Annotated in this window: 15 protein-coding genes; 10 read left to right on the top strand and 5 right to left on the bottom strand. The window is 60.1% G+C overall.

Going from position 1 to position 19,089, the window contains the following annotated elements; genetic code table 11:
- Positions 1-5 precede the first annotated feature (5 nt).
- From AC3WJW_RS22215 to AC3WJW_RS22240, 6 genes are all read left to right on the top strand, one after another.
- The gene (locus AC3WJW_RS22215) at positions 6-305 is read left to right on the top strand and encodes a BolA family protein (protein ID WP_102702334.1); all 300 of its coding nucleotides are present in this window, start codon (positions 6-8) and stop codon (positions 303-305) included.
- Between the two features lie 171 nt (positions 306-476).
- Complete coding sequence (trhO, locus tag AC3WJW_RS22220; RefSeq protein WP_493727413.1) at positions 477-1,418, top strand: oxygen-dependent tRNA uridine(34) hydroxylase TrhO; 942 nt, start codon at positions 477-479, stop codon at positions 1,416-1,418.
- A gap of 3 nt (positions 1,419-1,421) precedes the next feature.
- Positions 1,422-2,057 carry a DsbA family protein gene (locus tag AC3WJW_RS22225; RefSeq protein ID WP_493727414.1) on the top strand — a complete coding sequence of 212 codons (636 nt, stop codon included), beginning with the start codon at positions 1,422-1,424 and terminating at the stop codon, positions 2,055-2,057.
- Positions 2,050-3,867 carry an ABC transporter ATP-binding protein gene (locus AC3WJW_RS22230; protein ID WP_493727415.1) on the top strand — a complete coding sequence of 606 codons (1,818 nt, stop codon included), beginning with the start codon at positions 2,050-2,052 and terminating at the stop codon, positions 3,865-3,867. The genes AC3WJW_RS22225 and AC3WJW_RS22230 overlap by 8 nt, the downstream gene beginning before the upstream one ends.
- 167 nt (positions 3,868-4,034) lie before the next feature.
- Entirely contained in the window at positions 4,035-6,494 is a 2,460-nt protein-coding gene (locus tag AC3WJW_RS22235) for an EAL domain-containing protein (protein WP_493727416.1), read from the top strand.
- A gap of 76 nt (positions 6,495-6,570) precedes the next feature.
- Positions 6,571-7,332 carry an iron-containing redox enzyme family protein gene (locus AC3WJW_RS22240; RefSeq protein ID WP_256357898.1) on the top strand — a complete coding sequence of 254 codons (762 nt, stop codon included), beginning with the start codon at positions 6,571-6,573 and terminating at the stop codon, positions 7,330-7,332.
- A 138-nt stretch (positions 7,333-7,470) separates the two neighbouring features.
- Here AC3WJW_RS22240 and AC3WJW_RS22245 read toward each other — a convergent pair whose 3' ends face one another.
- The 5 genes from AC3WJW_RS22245 to AC3WJW_RS22265 all read right to left on the bottom strand — a co-directional run bounded on the left by AC3WJW_RS22245 (position 7,471) and on the right by AC3WJW_RS22265 (position 12,390).
- Positions 7,471-8,397: a GGDEF domain-containing protein gene (locus tag AC3WJW_RS22245; RefSeq protein WP_493727417.1), complete on the bottom strand. Its 927-nt coding sequence runs from the start codon at positions 8,395-8,397 to the stop codon at positions 7,471-7,473.
- A 366-nt stretch (positions 8,398-8,763) separates the two neighbouring features.
- Positions 8,764-9,504, bottom strand: a complete 741-nt coding sequence (locus AC3WJW_RS22250) for a YciK family oxidoreductase (protein ID WP_493727418.1) — start codon at positions 9,502-9,504, stop codon at positions 8,764-8,766.
- Between the two features lie 119 nt (positions 9,505-9,623).
- Positions 9,624-10,295, bottom strand: coding sequence for an N-acetylmuramic acid 6-phosphate phosphatase MupP (gene mupP / locus AC3WJW_RS22255; protein WP_493727419.1), 672 nt, complete (start codon positions 10,293-10,295; stop codon positions 9,624-9,626).
- A 4-nt stretch (positions 10,296-10,299) separates the two neighbouring features.
- Positions 10,300-10,998, bottom strand: coding sequence for a bifunctional 2-polyprenyl-6-hydroxyphenol methylase/3-demethylubiquinol 3-O-methyltransferase UbiG (gene ubiG, locus AC3WJW_RS22260; protein ID WP_007973655.1), 699 nt, complete (start codon positions 10,996-10,998; stop codon positions 10,300-10,302).
- A 57-nt stretch (positions 10,999-11,055) separates the two neighbouring features.
- Positions 11,056-12,390: a TRZ/ATZ family hydrolase gene (locus tag AC3WJW_RS22265; RefSeq protein WP_493727420.1), complete on the bottom strand. Its 1,335-nt coding sequence runs from the start codon at positions 12,388-12,390 to the stop codon at positions 11,056-11,058.
- 108 nt (positions 12,391-12,498) lie between these two features.
- On the opposite strand from AC3WJW_RS22265, the gene mtnA reads away from it, so the two are divergent.
- The 4 genes from mtnA to pheA all read left to right on the top strand — a co-directional run bounded on the left by mtnA (position 12,499) and on the right by pheA (position 19,077).
- The gene (gene mtnA, locus AC3WJW_RS22270) at positions 12,499-13,575 is read left to right on the top strand and encodes an S-methyl-5-thioribose-1-phosphate isomerase (RefSeq protein WP_493727421.1); all 1,077 of its coding nucleotides are present in this window, start codon (positions 12,499-12,501) and stop codon (positions 13,573-13,575) included.
- Positions 13,576-14,012: 437 nt separating this feature from the next.
- On the top strand, positions 14,013-16,667 hold the full coding sequence (gyrA, locus tag AC3WJW_RS22275) for a DNA gyrase subunit A (RefSeq protein ID WP_493727422.1): 2,655 nt from the start codon (positions 14,013-14,015) through the stop codon (positions 16,665-16,667).
- Between the two features lie 230 nt (positions 16,668-16,897).
- On the top strand, positions 16,898-17,983 hold the full coding sequence (gene serC / locus AC3WJW_RS22280) for a 3-phosphoserine/phosphohydroxythreonine transaminase (protein ID WP_218501436.1): 1,086 nt from the start codon (positions 16,898-16,900) through the stop codon (positions 17,981-17,983).
- Complete coding sequence (gene pheA / locus AC3WJW_RS22285) at positions 17,983-19,077, top strand: prephenate dehydratase (RefSeq protein WP_007939916.1); 1,095 nt, start codon at positions 17,983-17,985, stop codon at positions 19,075-19,077. Before serC ends, pheA begins: the two co-directional genes overlap by 1 nt.
- The last annotated feature ends 12 nt before the right edge of the window (positions 19,078-19,089 follow it).

The following is a 19,089-nucleotide window of genomic DNA, read 5'->3' on the forward strand; positions in this document are numbered from 1 at the left end:
TCGGTATGACCATGCAACAACGCATCGAATCGACGCTGGCCCTGCTTCAGCCCGAGCATCTGCAAGTGCTGGATGAGAGCCACATGCACAGCCGTGGGCTGCAAACCCATTTCAAGGCTGTGGTGGTCAGTACGCAGTTCGAAGGCCTGAACCGGGTCAAGCGTCACCAGAAAGTCTACGGCACGCTCGGCGAACTGATGGGCGAGTTCCATGCGTTGGCGCTGCATACCTACACGCCAGAGGAATGGGCGCAGATCGACGCGGCTCCGGCCTCGCCGACCTGTGCTGGCGGCAGCAAGCATTAAGATCAAAAGATCGCAGCCTGCGGCAGCTCCGGCATGGGAATACGTTCTCCTGTAGGAGCTGCCGCAGGCTGCGATCTTTTTTGTTAGAATGCCCAACGCGCCGCTCACCCGGCGCGTTTTTTTTCGTATCCGGTTCACCCCTTACGAGGGTAGCCACCTGGAGATTTACCCATGACACAACAGATTGTCGTGGCGGCACTGTATAAGTTCGTCACCCTGGAAGATTACGTCGCCCTGCGCGAGCCCCTGCTGCAAGCGATGGTCGACAACGGCATCAAAGGCACCCTGCTGATTGCCGAAGAAGGCATCAACGGCACCGTGTCCGGCAGCCGCGAAGGCGTCGACGGGCTGATGGCCTGGCTCAAGAACGATCCGCGCATGGACGACATCGACCATAAAGAGTCGTACTGCGATGAGCAGCCGTTCTACCGCACCAAAGTCAAACTCAAGAAAGAAATCGTCACCCTTGGCGTGGAAGGCGTGGACCCGAACAAAAAGGTCGGTACCTATGTCGACCCGCAAGACTGGAACGCGCTGATCAGCGACCCGGAAGTGCTGTTGATCGACACTCGTAACGACTACGAAGTCTCGATTGGCACCTTCGAAGGCGCCATCGACCCGAAAACCACCAGTTTTCGCGAATTTCCCGACTACATCAAAGCCAACTTCGACCCGGCCGTGCACAAGAAGGTCGCGATGTTCTGCACCGGCGGCATCCGCTGCGAGAAGGCGTCGAGCTACATGCTCAGCGAGGGCTTCGGTGAGGTCTACCACCTCAAGGGCGGCATCCTGAAGTACCTCGAAGAGGTGCCGCAGGAAGAAACCAAGTGGCAGGGCGACTGCTTCGTGTTCGACAACCGCGTGACCGTGCGTCACGACCTGAGCGAAGGTGACTACGATCAATGTCATGCCTGCCGCACACCGGTCAGCATCGAAGACCGCACGTCCGAGCATTACGTGGCCGGCATCAGTTGCCCGCATTGCTGGGATAAGCTGAGCGAGAAGACCCGTCGCAGCGCCATCGACCGGCAGAAGCAGATCGAACTGGCCAAGGCTCGTAACCAGCCTCACCCGATCGGCTACAACTACAAGCAAGCATCCACCGAGGCCTGAACCATGTCTGCGCGCCTGCTCTATGTGATGGACCCGATGTGTTCCTGGTGCTGGGGGTTTGCCCCGGTGGCCAAGGCTCTGGTCGAGCAGGCGCAAGCCGCGGGTGTGGATGTGCATCTGATCGTGGGTGGTTTGCGCACCGGTAGCGGTGCGGCGCTGGAGCCGACCACCCGCCGCTACATCCTTGAACACTGGCAGGCTGTCACCGAGGCCACCGGCCAGCCGTTCAAGTTTGAAGGCGCGTTACCCGATGGTTTTGTCTACGACACCGAGCCGGCCTGCCGGGCACTGGTGACGGCGCGCGGACTGGCGCCGGATTGCGCCTGGAAGCTGCTCGGGCTGATCCAGCATGCGTTTTATGTCGAAGGCCGGGACGTCACCCGCGCCAGCGTGCTGGTGGAGTTGGCCGAACAGGCCGGCGTACCGCGCATCGAGTTCGCCGCCGCTTTCGACCGTGCCGACATGCACACTGCGACTGATGCCGATTTCACCTGGGTCCAGGACCTGGGCATTGCCGGTTTCCCCACTCTGCTGGCCGAGCGTAACGGCCAACTGGCGTTGTTGACCAATGGCTATCAGCCGTTGAGCGAGTTGTCCCCGCTGCTCGGCCGCTGGCTGGAGCGTGCTGCCTGTGCATGACCTGCCTGATGATGTCGCTACCGCTAAACGTGTCGACCGTCTGAGCTGGGCGGAAATCCGTCGCCTGGCCCTGCATCACAAAAAGTCCCTGTGGATCGCCAACGGGGTGGCCGTGCTGGCGACCTTGTGCAGCGTGCCGATTCCCTTGCTCCTGCCGTTGCTGGTGGACGAGGTGTTGCTGGGGCACGGTGACGCCGCGCTGAAGATCATGAACCACGCGCTGCCCGAAGGCTGGCAAAAAGCGGCGGGCTACATCGGCCTGATGCTGCTGGTGACCTTGACCCTGAGGTGTACGGCGCTGCTGTTCAACGTGGTGCAGGCGAAATTGTTCGCCGGGTTGGCCAAGGACATCGTCTACCGCATTCGCATACGCCTGATCGAACGGCTCAAGCGTATCTCGCTGGGTGAATACGAAAGCCTGGGCAGCGGCACGGTGACCACGCATCTGGTCACCGACCTGGATACGCTGGACAAGTTCGTCGGCGAAACCCTCAGCCGTTTCCTCGTGGCCATGCTGACCCTGGTCGGTACGGCGGGCATTCTGATGTGGATGCACTGGAAACTGGCATTGCTGATCCTGTTGTTCAACCCGCTGGTGATCTACGCCACGGTGCAGTTGGGCAAACGGGTCAAGCACCTGAAGAAACTCGAGAACGACAGCACTTCGCGCTTTACCCAGGCGCTGACCGAAACCCTGGATGCCATCCAGGAAGTTCGCGCCGGCAACCGTCAGGGGTTTTTCCTCGGTCGCTTGGGGCAACGCGCCCGTGACGTGCGCGACTATGCGGTGAATTCGCAATGGAAAACCGATGCGTCGAACCGGGCCAGCGGTTTGTTGTTCCAGTTCGGCATCGATATTTTCCGTGCCGCGGCCATGCTCACGGTGTTGTTCTCCGACCTGTCCATCGGCCAGATGCTCGCGGTGTTCAGCTACCTGTGGTTCATGATCGGTCCGGTCGAACAGCTGCTGAACCTGCAATATGCCTACTACGCTGCCGGCGGTGCGCTGTCGCGGATCAATGAGCTGCTGTCGCGCGATGATGAGCCTGAATACCCGGGTGGCGTCGACCCGTTCACCGGGCGCGAGACGGTCGGGCTGGAAGTACAAGGGTTGAGCTTCGGTTACGGCGATGAACTGGTCCTGAACCAGATGAACCTGTCCATCGCCCCCGGCGAAAAGGTCGCGATCGTCGGTGCCAGTGGCGGGGGCAAGAGCACGCTGGTGCAACTGCTGCTGGGCTTGTACACGCCGTTGGCCGGAACCATTCGCTTTGGCGGTTCGACCCAGCAGGAGATCGGTCTGGAAACCGTGCGGGAAAATGTTGCCGTGGTCCTGCAACATCCGGCGCTGTTCAACGACACGATCCGGGCCAACCTGACCATGGGTCGTGAGCGCAGTGACGAGGCTTGCTGGCATGCACTGGAAATCGCCCAATTGCACGGCACGGTGCGGGATTTGCCCAATGGCCTGGACAGTGTCGTCGGACGCTCCGGCGTGCGTTTGTCCGGCGGACAGCGCCAACGCCTGGCCATCGCCCGGATGGTGCTGGCCGAGCCCAAGGTGGTGATCCTCGACGAAGCCACCTCTGCGCTGGATGCCGCCACCGAATACAACCTGCACCAGGCCCTGGCGCGGTTTCTGAGCAACCGCACCACGTTGATCATTGCCCACCGCCTTTCGGCGGTGAAACAGGCTGATCGAGTGCTGGTATTCGACGGCGGGCAAGTTGCCGAGGACGGCGACCATCAGCAACTGATTGCCGATGGTGGCCTGTACGCCAAGCTTTACGGTCACTTGCAGCGGTTGTAGCGGGATGTCATCAATATTATAAAAAAACATCATCGCGACCGAATTCAGTGGCCGCGATACACCCTCCGGGCATAGCTTGTCGCTTGCCGGGATCGGAATCGCCACCTAGTCTAGCTGTAGCGATTTCGTCCGGAAGACGAGCAAGCAGTGCTAATGCAAGGGACCTCATGAATCAAACGCGGACTCTCGGAACGCCACGGTTGTTGGGCATTGTCTGGCCATTTATCGCCGTTGTGTTGTTTCAAGCCTTGCTGGGCGGCGTTAGCCTTTATGTGCTGTCGGCTGTTCGCGGCTATGTTGCCGGCGAAAGCCTTTGGTCCAAGGGCCAGAAAGATGCCATCTATTACCTGAATCTCTACGCCGACAGCGGCGACGAAGGGATTTTTGATAAGTACCGAAACGCCATTTCCGTGCCTCAAGGCGGGCATGAATTGCGTGTGGCACTGGATCAGCAACCGCCGAACATCGAAGCGGCGCGTGTGGCGATCCTCAAGGGGGGCAACCACCCGGACGACGTTTCCAGCCTGATCTGGCTGTACCTCAACTTTCGTCACTTCAGTTACCTCGAAAAAGCCATCGACCTGTGGACCGTGGGTGATGCCTATCTGGCCAAGCTCGATGACGTTGCCAGGGACATGCATCAGCACATCAACACCAGCCCTGCCTCTGTTGCGGATATCCAGCGCTGGAAGGCGCAGATCTTCGCGATCAATGATGAAGTGACTCCGGCGGCGAAAGCCTTCAGTGATGCACTGGGGGAAGGGTCGCGGGTCATTCTTCGCCTGCTGCTGTTGACTAACCTCGCCACTGCGCTTGGATTGATTGCGCTGGCGCTGATGCGCACCCACAAGTTGCTCAAGCAGCGCCATGCCTTCGCCGATGCGCTGCAACTGGAGAAAGAACGGGCGCAGATCACCCTGCAATCGATTGGCGACGGCGTGATCACCACGGATGTTTCCGGTGCGATTGCCTACATGAATCCGGCGGCCGAGGCGTTGACCCACTGGAAGGCCGAGCAGGCGACAGGCTTGCCGCTGGCGGCGCTGTTCAACCTGCTGGACGAAGAGGCCCAGACCGATGGCTTCACCCTTATCGAGCATATTCTCAGCGGCCAGCTCAGTGGCGGCAGCGAGCACTCCAGGCTGATTCAACGCCTGGACGGCAGCACGGTGTCGGTCACACTGGTGGGCGCGCCCATCCGCAATGCCGGCAAAGTCAGCGGGACGGTGCTGGTGCTGCATGACATGACCCAGGAGCGGCAGTACATCGCCAATCTGTCATGGCAGGCGACCCACGATGCCTTGACCGGGCTCGCCAATCGCCGTGAATTCGAGTATCGCCTGGAACAGGCGTTGCACAACCTGACCCGCTACTCGGGGCGCCATGCCCTGATGTTCCTCGATCTGGATCAGTTCAAACTGGTCAACGATACCTGCGGCCATGCGGCGGGCGACGAACTGTTACGGCATATCTGCGCCTTGCTGCAATCGGGGCTGCGTGAAGGCGATACTCTGGCGCGCCTTGGCGGCGACGAGTTTGGCATTCTGCTGGAAAACTGCGCGCCGGAAGCGGCGGAAAAAATTGCCGAGAGCCTGCGCCAGACTGTGCAGAATCTGCATTTTGTCTGGAAGGGCCGACCTTTCGTCACCACTGTCAGTATCGGGCTGGTTCATGTCGCGCAGAATCCGACGACGCTCGAAGTCTCGCTGCGTGCAGCTGACATGGCGTGCTACATGGCCAAGGAAAAGGGCCGCAACCGGGTCCAGGTCTACCATCCGGATGACTCGGAACTGTCCCTGCGTTTCGGTGAAATGGCCTGGGTGCAACGTTTGCACATGGCGCTGGAAGAAGACCGCTTCTGCCTGTACGCCCAGGAAATCGTCCCCTTGGGTCATGTCGAGCAGGACGGCGGGCATATTGAAATTCTACTTCGATTGCATGATGAAGCCGGGCGGATGATCTTGCCCGACAGCTTCATTCCGGCTGCCGAGCGTTATGGCCTGATGAGCTCGCTTGATCGTTGGGTGGTGCAGAACGTGTTCAAGATCATTGCCCAATGCCGGGCCGAGCAAGGCCCCGGCCCACTGGCCATGTGTGCGATCAATCTGTCAGGTACGACGATCGGGGATGAGGCGTTCCTGGACTTCTTGCGCGAACAGTTTGTGACGCATTCGATTCCGCCTGAAATGATTTGTTTTGAAATTACTGAAACCAGTGCTATTTCAAATCTTGGCAGCGCCATTAAATTCATTAATGAACTCAAAGGCTTAGGATGCCATTTTTCACTGGACGACTTTTGTGCCGGAATGTCCTCATTCGCGTACCTGAAACATTTGCCTGTAGACTTCCTGAAGATCGACGGGAGTTTCGTAAAGGATATGCTGGACGACCCGATTAACCGCGCCATGGTCGAAGTGATCAATCACATCGGCCATGTCATGGGTAAACGCACGATTGCCGAGTTTGTCGAAACGCCCCAGATCGAGCAGGCATTGCTGGAGATCGGGGTGGATTACGCTCAAGGGTATGTGATTGAACGCCCGCATCTGTTTACCAGCGATAGCTTGTTGAGTCGTCCTGCCAGGCCGCAACCGCTGTTGTTCAAGGCCCCTGGCACGTTCCGTTGAAACTCCTGCCGGTCTTAAAATCACAATCAAAAGGAGCTCGACAGTGATCGACACATTCAACCGAACCGGACCGCTCATGGAAGCTGCAAGTTACCCTGCCTGGGCCCAGCGCCTGATCCAGGATTGCAGCGAGAGCAAGCGCCGCGTTGTCGAACACGAACTGTACCAACGCATGCGAGACAACAAACTCAGTGCGAAGACCATGCGCCAATACCTGATCGGTGGCTGGCCGGTGGTCGAACAGTTCGCGTTGTATATGGCACAAAACCTGACCAAGACCCGCTTCGCCCGTCATCCCGGCGAAGACATGGCCCGTCGCTGGCTGATGCGCAACATTCGCGTCGAATTGAACCACGCCGATTACTGGGTGCACTGGAGTCGCGCGCACGGTGTCAGCCTGGAGGACCTGCAGGCACAGCAGGTTGCACCGGAGCTTCACGCGTTGAGCCATTGGTGCTGGCACACCAGTTCGGCCGACTCGCTGATCGTAGCGATTGCCGCCACCAACTACGCCATCGAAGGAGCGACCGGAGAGTGGTCGGCGGTCGTTTGTTCCAACGGTATCTACGCCGCCTCGTTCCCCGAGGAGGATCGCAAGCGGGCGATGAAGTGGTTGAAGATGCATGCCCAGTACGACGATGCCCATCCGTGGGAAGCCCTGGAAATCATCTGCACATTGGCGGGCACCAACCCGAGCAAATCCCTGCAGGTGGAATTGCGCCAGGCCGTTTGCAAGAGTTACGACTACATGTACCTGTTTCTCGAGCGTTGCATGCAATTGGAGCACGCAGAGCGGGCGCCGGTCGTGCGTGAGCGGATGGCATTGGCCGAAGGCTGATCCAAGCGCTGCTTGAAAAAAAACTGTGGGAGCGAGCCTGCTCGCGAATGCGGACTGTCAGTCAACATCATTGTTGAAGGTCAGATCCCATTCGCGAGCAGGCTCGCTCCCACATTGGTTTGCGTCGTGGCTGAAAAATCAGCCCGCCATCTCCAGCCGATTACGCCCTTCGCGCTTGGCCACATACAGCGCGCTGTCTGCCCGTCGCAACAGGCTGTCGGCGGACTCGCCGGGCAACAGGGTCGAACAGCCGAGGCTGACTGTCAGCAAGATCGTCTGACCGTCGACCAGGTACTCTTCGGATTGCACCGCAAACCGCAGCCGTTCACCCACCATGGCCGCGGCTTCGCGGCTGGTATTGGACAGCAGTATCAGGAACTCTTCACCGCCATAGCGGAACACCATGTCGACGTTGCGCAGCTGGTTTTTGATCGAGGCGGCGACCGCCTTGAGCACGTCATCGCCAGTGCTGTGGCCATGGGTGTCATTGACTTGCTTGAAGTGATCGATGTCCAGCATCAACACCGATAACGGTTGCAGATGGCGCCGGGACAGCTCGATTTCCCTTTGCAGCGTCTGGTCCATGGCGATGCGGTTACCGGTGCCCGTCAGTGGGTCGCGCAGTGCGCTTTGGGTGGCGGTACGGTAAAGCAGTGCGTTGCGCATCGGAAACAGCAGTGCGGCCAGCAGTGATTCGAGATTGCCCTGTTCCAGTTCGCTGAAACGCTGATTGCGGCGGAAAGTCAGTTCACCCAGGTGTTCGCCATCGTGGCTGAGGCTGTAACTGATGGAGTGGTGGCCACGCTGGCCGAACTCCAGGCGCAGATCACTGCTCTTGTGCAGGTAACACAAGGCGTCCAATGGCACCAATCGCTGAATCTCGCGATAGAAAGTCCCAAGAATGCGTTGCGGTTCCAGACTGGTTTGCAGTTGCAGGCCCAGTTGCTGGCGCATTTGCGCAAGGCTGACGGGCCGTTCCAGAAGAGGCGGCTGCTGACCAAAGCCCAGGCGCTGCAATTTGGCGCTATCGAAGTCAATTGCGTTGGTCTGGGAAGGTGGTTTCATTAGGCGTGCGCCCCTAAGCAGTAAGGCTGTCTTACAAGCAGGGTGAGAGCGGCTTAGGGCTGCGCGTCGTACTGGTCCATCAGTCCCGTAGGACATTTCGTACAAGTTTAATCTGCTTTCTGGAAGATGAGTAACGACTGCACTCACGCTTCACCCCGTCTGCTTTCACATTGCGTGTCTGAGCAAACTTAGAGCGAAAGTCGTGCCATTCGGTTCATCCGAATAAAATTCGTATTAAATCAAATGGTTGTGCTTCGACTACTACCGGTATGGTGCAGCGTGTGACGGTTGTTTGACAGGTGCCTGGGGTGTCTTCGAGTGCCGCGGCGGGAAGCCGGCGCGGCACCGATAAGCGACGTACGGTCGTTATTGGGCGTTGAACGCCTGACCATTGATACCCGTGCTGTCCGGGCCCATCAGGTACAGGTAGGCCGGCATGATCTCCTCGGGCGTCGGGTTGTTCAGCGGATTTTCTCCCGGGTAGGCCTGGGCGCGCATGCTGGTGCGGGTAGCGCCCGGGTTGATGCTGTTGGAGCGTACCGGGGCCACGGTATCGACTTCGTCAGCCAGGGTTTGCATCAGGCCTTCGGTGGCGAATTTGGAGACGCCGTACGCGCCCCAGTACGCACGCCCCTTGCGGCCGACGCTGCTGGACGTGAACACCACCGAGGCGTCCTGCGACAGCTTGAGCAGCGGCAACAGTGTACTGGTGAGCATGAACATGGCATTGACGTTGACTTGCATGACCCGCATGAAGTTTTCGCCGGAAAGCTGCTCGATCGGCGTGCGCGGGCCGATGATCGACGCATTGTGCAGCAGGCCGTCGAGATGCCCGAATTCGTTTTCGATCATCGCCGCCAGCTCATCGTACTGATGGGGCAGGGCGGTTTCGAGGTTGAACGGGATCACCGCCGGTTGTGGATGCCCGGCGGCTTCGATTTCGTCGTAGACCTGGGTCAGGTTGGCTTCGGTCTTGCCCAGCAACAGCACGGTTGCGCCGTGGGCGGCGTAGGTCTTTGCCGCTGCAGCGCCGATGCCGCGTCCTGCGCCGGTGACCAGGATGACCCGATCCTTGAGCAGTTCGGGGCGGGCGGAATAATCAAACATAGAAAACCTCTACATAATCCATCAATAGAGCTGAAAAGATCGCAGCCTGCGGCAGCTCCTACAGGGGATCGACGTGCTTCCTGTAGGAACTGCCGAAGGCTGCGATCTCTTGACGTTAATCAGCAGCCACAGAGGGCGCTATCCAAAACCTTGCGCAACTCCAGCGGATGATCGACCACCACGTCCGCACCCCAGTGACGCGGGTTATCGTCAGGGTGGATGTAGCCGAAGGTCACCGCAGCCGTCCTGGTGCCGGCATCGCGGCCCGACTCGATGTCGCGCAGGTCGTCACCGACGAACAGCACGCTGGCCGGGTCCAGGTCGAGCATCTTGCACGCGAGGATCAGCGGCTCCGGATCCGGCTTGCTGTTCTTCACGTGATCCGGGCAGATCAGCAGCGCCGAACGCTCGGACAGCCCCAACTGTTGCATGATCGGTTCGGCGAAGCGCAGTGGCTTGTTGGTGACCACGCCCCAGACCAGGTTGGCTTTCTCGATATCGGCGAGCAACTCGGCCATGCCGTCGAACAGCTTGCTGTGCACCGCACAACCGACGAGGTAGCGCTCCAGGAACTCCAGGCGCAACGCTTCGAAACCCGGCGATTCCGGATCCATGGCGAAGGTCACGGCGACCATCGCCCTGGCGCCGCCGGAAATTTCGTCGCGGATGTGCTTGTCGTTCATCGGTGGCAAGCCGCGGTCGGCACGCATCGCCTGACAGATCGCAATGAAGTCTGGCGCGGTGTCGAGCAGGGTGCCGTCCATGTCGAAAAGAACTGCTCTGATGGGCATCGGCTTACTCCTCGCGCAGGGTCTGAATCATGTAGTTGACGTCCACGTCGGCGGCCAGCTTGTAGTGCTTGGTCAGCGGGTTGTAGGTCAGGCCGATGATGTCCTTGACGGTCAGGCCGGCCATGCGGCTCCAGGCGCCGAGTTCGGAAGGGCGGATGAATTTCTTGAAGTCGTGGGTGCCGCGCGGCAGCAGCTTCATGATGTATTCGGCGCCGACGATGGCGAACAGGTACGCCTTCGGGTTGCGGTTGATGGTCGAGAAGAACACCTGGCCGCCGGGCTTGACCATGCGGAAGCAGGCGCGGATGACCGACGACGGGTCCGGCACATGTTCAAGCATTTCCAGGCAGGTGACCACGTCGAACTGCTCGGGCATTTCCTCGGCCAGGGCTTCGGCGGTGATCTGCCGGTATTCGACGTTGACGCCCGATTCCAGCTGATGCAGCTGGGCAACCGCCAGAGGCGCTTCGCCCATGTCGATACCCGTCACGGTTGCGCCGCGCTGGGCCATGGCTTCGCTGAGGATGCCACCGCCGCAACCCACGTCGAGGACTTTCTTGCCGGCCAGATTGACCCGCTCGTCAATCCAGTTGACCCTCAGCGGGTTGATGTCGTGCAGCGGTTTGAATTCGCTTTCGCGGTCCCACCAGCGATGGGCCAGGGCCTCGAATTTGGCGATTTCGGCGTAGTCGACGTTGCTCATGGTTTAAGTCCTCTAAAACTTGAAAAATCCTGTTGCCCCGGATGTGTTCCGGGGTGCTTACGATTCGATACGGCCGCTGATGCGCTGGCCCCAGGCCTTCGCGACAGCGCCAAGCTGTTGTTCATCCAGGCGTGTCAGGCGACGGTCGTCGAGCAGTTGTTTGCCGGCCACCCAAAGGTGTTTCACGCAGTCCCGGCCGGTGGCGTATATAAGCTGCGAAACCGGGTCGTAGACCGGTTGCTGGGCCAGGCCGGAGAGATCGAAGGCCACCATGTCCGCGGCCTTGCCGATTTCCAGCGAGCCGGTTTCGGCCTCGATACCCAAAGCCCGGGCGCCATTGAGGGTGGCCATGCGCAAGGCGCGATGGGCATCCAGCGCGGTGGCCGAGCCGGCGACAGCCTTGGCCAGCAAGGCAGCGGTGCGGGTTTCGCCGAGCAGGTCCAGGTCATTGTTGCTCGCGGCGCCATCTGTGCCGACCGCGACATTGACCCCGGCCTCCCACAAGCGCTCGACCGGGCAGAACCCGCTGGCCAGCTTCAGGTTCGACTCCGGGCAATGAATCACACTGCTGTTGCTTTCTACCAGCAGTGCCAGGTCTTCATCGCTGATCTGGGTCATGTGAACCGCCTGGAAACGCGGCCCCAGCAAGCCCAGGCGCGCCAGGCGGGCCAGCGGGCGTTCACCGCGCTGCTCGACCGATTGCTGCACCTCGAACGCCGTTTCATGCACATGCATGTGGATCGAAGCGTCCAGTTCCTCGGCGATCACCCGGATTTTTTCCAGGTTTTCGTCGCCCACGGTGTAGGGTGCGTGGGGGCCGAAGGTGATTTTGATGCGCTCGTGGTGCTTGAGGTCGCCAAACAGTTCAACGCCCTGACGAATGGCTTCATCTGCCGTAGCGGCGCCCGGAATCGGGAAATCGAGGATCGGAATCGCGATCTGCGCGCGAATGCCGCTGTTGTGCACGCGCTCGCTGGCAACCTTCGGGAAGAAGTACATGTCAGAGAAACAGGTGATGCCGCCTTTGATTTGTTCTGCGATGGCAAGGTCGGTGCCGTCGCGCACGAAGTCCTCGTCGACCCACTTGGCTTCGGCGGGCCAGATGTGGTTTTCCAGCCAGGTCATCAATGGCAGGTCATCGGCCAGGCCGCGGAACAGCGTCATCGCCGCGTGCCCGTGGGCATTGATCAGGCCGGGGCTGAGCAGCATGTCGGGCAATTCGCGGATTTCGGTTGCGTTAAGCTTCAGTGCGGCGGAACGTGGGCCGATAAACACGATGCGTCCATCACGGATGCCCACACCATGTTCCTTGAGGACGACACCAGCGGGTTCGACGGGTACCAGCCAGGTCGGCAGCAATAACAGGTCGAGCGCAGCGGCAGTGTTCGGCATCGAGGGTCGGTTCCAGTGCTTTTGTAAAGGATGGCGAAGTATACCCGAGCGTCTTCGCGGGGGGATCGCTATAATCGGCGGCTTTTGTTCATGAGTGCGGGGTGAGGGATGCGCGATCGACTGTTGGCTGCGGAAAAGGTAAAGGCCATCGATTGGCGTGATGGCGCTCTCCATCTGCTGGATCAGCGTATTTTGCCGTTCGAGGAAACCTGGATCGCCTACACCAGTGCAGCCGGTGTGGCCGAGGCCATTCGCTCGATGGTGGTGCGTGGCGCGCCGGCCATCGGCATCAGTGCCGCTTATGGCATCGTGCTCGCGGCCCGTGCCCGGATAGCCGAAGGTGGCGACTGGTATGCGGCGCTGGAAGAGGATTTCATGCTGCTGGCCGATTCCCGTCCTACGGCGGTCAACCTGTTCTGGGCGCTGGGTCGCATGCACGACCGGCTTGATCGCCTGAAAGACAATGCCGATCCGCTGGCGGTGCTGGAGGCCGAGGCCATTGCCATTCACGAAAGTGATCGCGAAGCCAACCTGACCATGGCGCAACTGGGTGTCGACCTGATCCGCAAGCATCAGGGCAACGCCCAGGCGATCCTGACCCACTGCAACACCGGCGCACTGGCCACGGGGGGCTTTGGCACGGCGCTGGGTGTGATTCGCGCAGCATTCATCGAGGGGATGGTCGAGCAGGTCTATGTCGACGAAACCCGCCCATGGCTGCAGGGTTCGCGGCTGACCGCATGGGAACTGGCCAATGAAGGCATTCCCGTGACCCTCAATGTCGACTCCGCCGCCGCGCATATCATGAAGACCAAAGGCCCTACCTGGGTCATCGTCGGCGCTGACCGGATCACCGCCAATGGCGATGTGGCCAACAAGATCGGCACCTATCAGCTGGCCGTCAACGCCATGCACCACGGCGTGCGCTTCATGGTGGTAGCGCCGAGTTCGACCATCGACATGAACCTGGCCAGCGGCGACGACATTCCGATTGAAGAGCGTGATGGTCGCGAGTTGCTGGAAGTCGGAGGCAAGCGCGTCGGGGCCAATGTCGATGCCTTCAACCCGGTGTTCGACGTGACGCCGGCGGATCTGATCGATGCGATCGTCACCGAAAAAGGCATCGTCGAACGCCCGGACACGGCGAAGATGGCGCAGTTGATGTGCCGCAAGCGTCTGCATTAATTATCGTTGGCGTCTGCACAATCGCTTTCGCGGGCAAGCCCGCTCCCACAGTTGATCGAGGTGTGACCGCAATCGTCGGCACAATAAAGAGCCACTGTGGGAGCGGGCTTGCCCGCGAAGAGGCCTGCACAAGCACCGAACAACCCCAAATCCAGCCCCATTTCTCCATTCAACACGGCTCTAAGCCTCCCTGTTCCCTTTTCAGCCTGTCACCGGTCAACTAACTACTCTCCATGCGCATCTGGGGGATAGGTGCGTGGCGGCTCTTGTGATAACATCCGGCGGTTTCCATGGTTACCCTTCGGGGTGACCTTTACTGCGCAGATCCATGGCATAACTCGTTGATTTGTCGTAAGCCAATGCATGGCACCGAGCCTGCAGCGGCGAGCTTCGTTGGTCCTGACGAAGTTTCACCAGAAAAAGGAATCAGGCTTCTCATGGGCGAACTGGCCAAAGAAATCCTCCCGGTCAATATCGAAGACGAGCTGAAGCAGTCCTACCTCGACTACGCGATGAGCGTAATTGTCGGGCGGGCACTGCCGGATGCGCGCGATGGCTTGAAGCCCGTGCACCGGCGCGTGCTGTTCGCGATGAGCGAGCTGGGCAACGACTTCAACAAGCCGTACAAGAAATCTGCCCGTGTTGTCGGTGACGTGATCGGTAAGTATCACCCGCACGGTGATACCGCGGTGTACGACACCATCGTTCGGATGGCGCAGCCATTCTCCCTGCGCTACCTGCTGGTAGACGGCCAGGGCAACTTCGGTTCGGTGGACGGCGACAACGCCGCGGCCATGCGATACACCGAAGTGCGCATGACCAAGCTGGCGCACGAGCTGCTGGCCGACCTGCATAAGGAAACCGTGGACTGGGTGCCGAACTACGACGGCACCGAAATGATCCCGGCGGTCATGCCGACCCGTATTCCCAACCTGCTGGTCAACGGCTCCAGCGGTATCGCCGTGGGCATGGCGACCAACATTCCGCCACACAACCTCGGTGAAGTCATCGATGGTTGCCTGGCGCTCATCGACAACCCCGAGCTGACTGTCGACGAGCTGATGCAATACATCCCCGGTCCGGACTTCCCGACCGCTGCGATCATCAACGGTCGCGCCGGCATCATCGAAGCCTACCGCACTGGCCGTGGCCGCATTTACATGCGCGCCCGCTCGATGATCGAAGACATCGATAAGGTCGGTGGCCGCCAGCAGATCGTCATCACCGAACTCCCTTACCAGTTGAACAAGGCGCGTCTGATCGAGAAGATCGCCGAGCTGGTAAAAGAGAAGAAGCTCGAAGGCATCACCGAACTGCGCGACGAGTCCGACAAGGACGGTATGCGCGTCGTGATCGAGCTGCGTCGTGGCGAAGTGCCTGAGGTGATCCTCAACAACCTCTACGCCCAGACCCAGCTGCAAGCGGTGTTCGGTATCAACATCGTCGCGCTGATCGACGGCCGTCCGCGGATCCTGAACCTCAAGGACCTGCTGGAAGCCTTCGTGCGTCACCGTCGCGAAGTCGTTACCCGCCGTACCGTGTTCGAACTGCGCAAGGCGCGCGAGCGGGGTCACATCCTTGAAGGTCAAGCGGTTGCCCTGTCGAACATCGACCCGGTCATCGCCCTGATCAAGGCGTCGCCAACGCCGTCGGAAGCCAAGGAAGCGCTGGTCAGCACCCCTTGGGAATCCTCCGCCGTGGTGGCGATGGTCGAGCGTGCCGGTGCCGATTCGTGCCGTCCGGAAAACCTCGATCCGCAATACGGCCTGCGCGACGGCAAGTACTTCCTGTCGCCGGAGCAGGCGCAAGCCATTCTGGAACTGCGTCTGCACCGCCTGACCGGTCTGGAACACGAAAAACTGCTGGCCGAGTATCAAGAGATCCTCAACCAGATCGGCGAGCTGATCCGCATCCTCAACAGCGCCACGCGCCTGATGGAAGTGATCCGCGAAGAGCTGGAAGTGATTCGCGCCGAGTACGGCGACGTGCGTCGCACCGAAATCCTCGATGCCCGTCTCGACCTGACCCTGGGTGACATGATCCCGGAAGAAGAGCGCGTCGTGACCATCTCCCACGGCGGCTATGCCAAGACCCAGCCATTGGCTGCGTACCAGGCCCAGCGTCGTGGCGGTAAAGGCAAGTCGGCGACCGGCGTCAAGGATGAGGACTACATCGCTCACCTGCTGGTTGCCAACAGCCACACCACGCTGCTGCTGTTCTCGAGCAAGGGCAAGGTGTACTGGCTGAAAACCTACGAAATCCCTGAGGCGTCCCGCGCTGCCCGTGGTCGTCCGCTGGTCAACCTGCTGCCGCTGGATGACGGTGAATACATCACCACCATGCTGCCGGTCGAGGAGTACACCGAAGGTCACTACATCTTCATGGCCACCGCCAACGGCACCGTGAAGAAGACCCCGCTGGAATCCTTCAGCCGTCAGCGCAGCGTCGGCCTGATCGCGCTGGAGCTGGACGAAGGCGACGTGCTGATCTCTGCTGCCATCACCGATGGCGAGCGTGAAGTGATGCTGTTCTCCGACGGCGGCAAGGTTACCCGCTTCAAGGAATCCGACGTTCGCGCCATGGGTCGTACCGCCCGCGGTGTGCGCGGCATGCGTCTGCCGGAAGGCCAGAAGCTGATTTCCATGCTGATCCCGGAAGAAGGCAGCCAGATCCTCACCGCTTCCGAGCGTGGTTTTGGCAAGCGCACGGCGATCACCGAGTTCCCTGAGTACAAGCGTGGCGGTCAGGGCGTTATCGCCATGGTCAGCAACGAGCGTAACGGCCGCCTGGTCGGTGCAGTCCAGGTGCTCGACGGCGAGGAAATCATGCTGATTTCCGACCAGGGCACCCTGGTGCGTACCCGTGTCGACGAAGTGTCCAGTCTGGGTCGTAACACTCAGGGTGTGACCCTGATCAAACTGGCCAAGGATGAAACCCTGGTCGGGCTGGAGCGGGTTCAGGAACCTTCGGAAATCGAAGGTGAAGAACTGGAAGGTGAAGAGGGTGAAGTGTTCGATGGTGAGGTCGTGATCGACGATGCCGTTGAAGACCAGCAACTCGACGCCGCTGCTGACGAAGAACCACAGGAATAAGCGGGTAAGCAGGGGGCGGATGAAAATTCGCCCCCTTGTTGTTTGTCCCTTTGAATAATTATGTCCCTACTGTAGGAGCGAGCTCGCTCGCGATGGACGTTAACGATAACGCGGGAAGCCTGGCATCCCGCAGCGTTCTCAGGTTTTTCGCGAGCAAGCTCGCTCCTACAGAGTGTCGATTGATGTTGCGATTTATTGCGTGATACCACCAAATCAGAGCGAGATTGGATGTGAGCAAGAGAGCCTATAACTTCTGTGCCGGTCCTGCGGCGCTTCCCGAAGCTGTCCTGCAGCGCGCCCAGGGTGAACTCCTCGACTGGCACGGCAAGGGTCTGTCGGTCATGGAAATGAGCCATCGCAGTGATGAGTTCGTGTCCATCGCCACCAAGGCCGAGCAGGATCTGCGTGATCTGCTGAATATCCCCTCGAACTATAAAGTGCTGTTTCTGCAAGGTGGCGCCAGCCAGCAATTTGCGCAGATTCCTCTGAACCTGCTGCCGGAAAACGGCTCGGCCGACTATATCGACACCGGTATCTGGTCGCAGAAAGCCATCGAAGAAGCTTCGCGCTACGGCCACGTCAATGTAGCCGGCACCGCCAAACCCTACGACTATTTCGCCATTCCCGGCCAGAACGAGTGGAAGCTGTCGAAAGACGCGGCCTACGTTCACTACGCGCCGAACGAAACCATTGGTGGTCTGGAATTCCAGTGGATTCCCGAGACCGGTGACGTTCCGCTGGTGGCCGACATGTCCTCGGACATCCTGTCGCGCCCGGTGGATGTTTCGCGTTTCGGCATGATCTACGCCGGCGCGCAGAAAAACATCGGCCCGAGCGGTATCGTCGTCAACATCGTTCGCGAAGACCTGCTGGGCAACGCCCGCTCCATTTGCCCCACTATGCTCAATTACAAGGTCGCGGCCGACAACGGCTCGATGTACAACACCCCGCCGACCCTGGCGTGGTACTTGTCCGGCCTGGTGTTCGAGTGGCTGAAAGAGCAGGGCGGCGTCGAGGCCATCGGCAAGCTCAACGAAGTCAAGCAGCGCACGCTGTACAGCTTCATCGATGCCAGCGGCCTGTACAGCAACCCGATCAACAAATCGGATCGCTCGTGGATGAACGTGCCGTTCCGGCTGGCTGACGATCGCCTGGACAAGCCGTTCCTGGCCGGTGCCGACGAGCGTGGCCTGTTGAACCTCAAGGGCCACCGTTCCGTGGGTGGCATGCGCGCCTCCATCTATAACGCCGTCGACATCAACGCCGTCAACGCGCTGGTTTCGTACATGGCAGAGTTCGAGAAGGAACACGGCTAATGTCTGAGCAAGAACTCAAGGCACTGCGCCTGCGCATTGATGCCCTGGACGAAAAGGTCCTGGAGCTGATCAGTGAGCGTGCGCGCTGCGCCCAGGAAGTCGCGCGAGTAAAGATGGCCTCGCTGGCCGAAGGCGAAGTGCCGGTGTTCTATCGTCCTGAGCGTGAGGCTCAGGTGCTCAAGCGTGTCATGGAGCGTAACCAGGGGCCGCTGGGCAACGAAGAGATGGCGCGGCTGTTCCGCGAAATCATGTCTTCCTGCCTGGCACTCGAGCAGCCGTTGAAAGTGGCTTATCTCGGCCCTGAGGGTACCTTCACCCAGGCGGCGGCCATGAAGCACTTCGGTCACGCGGTGATCAGCAAGCCGATGGCGGCGATCGACGAAGTGTTCCGTGAAGTGGCGGCCGGGGCGGTGAACTTTGGCGTGGTGCCGGTGGAAAACTCCACCGAAGGCGCGGTCAACCACACCCTCGACAGCTTCCTCGAGCATGACATGGTGATCTGCGGCGAAGTCGAGTTGCGTATCCACCATCACCTGCTGGTCGGTGAAAACACCAAGACCGACAGCATCAGTCGCATCTACTCCCATGCCCAGTCCCTGGCCCAGTGCCGCAAGTGGCTGGATGCCCATTACCCGAATGTCGAGCGCGTGGCGGTGTCCAGCAACGCCGAAGCGGCCAAGCGGGTCAAGGGCGAGTGGAACTCGGCGGCGATTGCCGGTGACATGGCGGCCGGCCTGTATGGCTTGACCCGTCTGGCCGAAAAAATCGAGGACCGCCCGGATAACTCCACGCGCTTCCTCATGATCGGTAACCAGGAAGTGCCGCCGACCGGCGACGACAAGACCTCGATCATCGTCTCGATGAGCAACAAGCCGGGTGCGCTTCATGAGTTGCTGGTGCCGTTCCACGACAACGGCATCGACCTGACGCGAATCGAGACCCGTCCGTCGCGCAGCGGCAAATGGACCTACGTGTTCTTCATCGATTTTGTCGGCCACCACCGTGATCCGCTGGTAAAAGGTGTGCTGGAAAAAATCAGTCAGGAAGCAGTGGCACTCAAAGTGCTGGGTTCCTACCCGAAAGCAGTTCTCTAAGGGCGGTAGCAA

This window comes from Pseudomonas sp. GW821-FHT07G06, assembly GCF_058986625.1.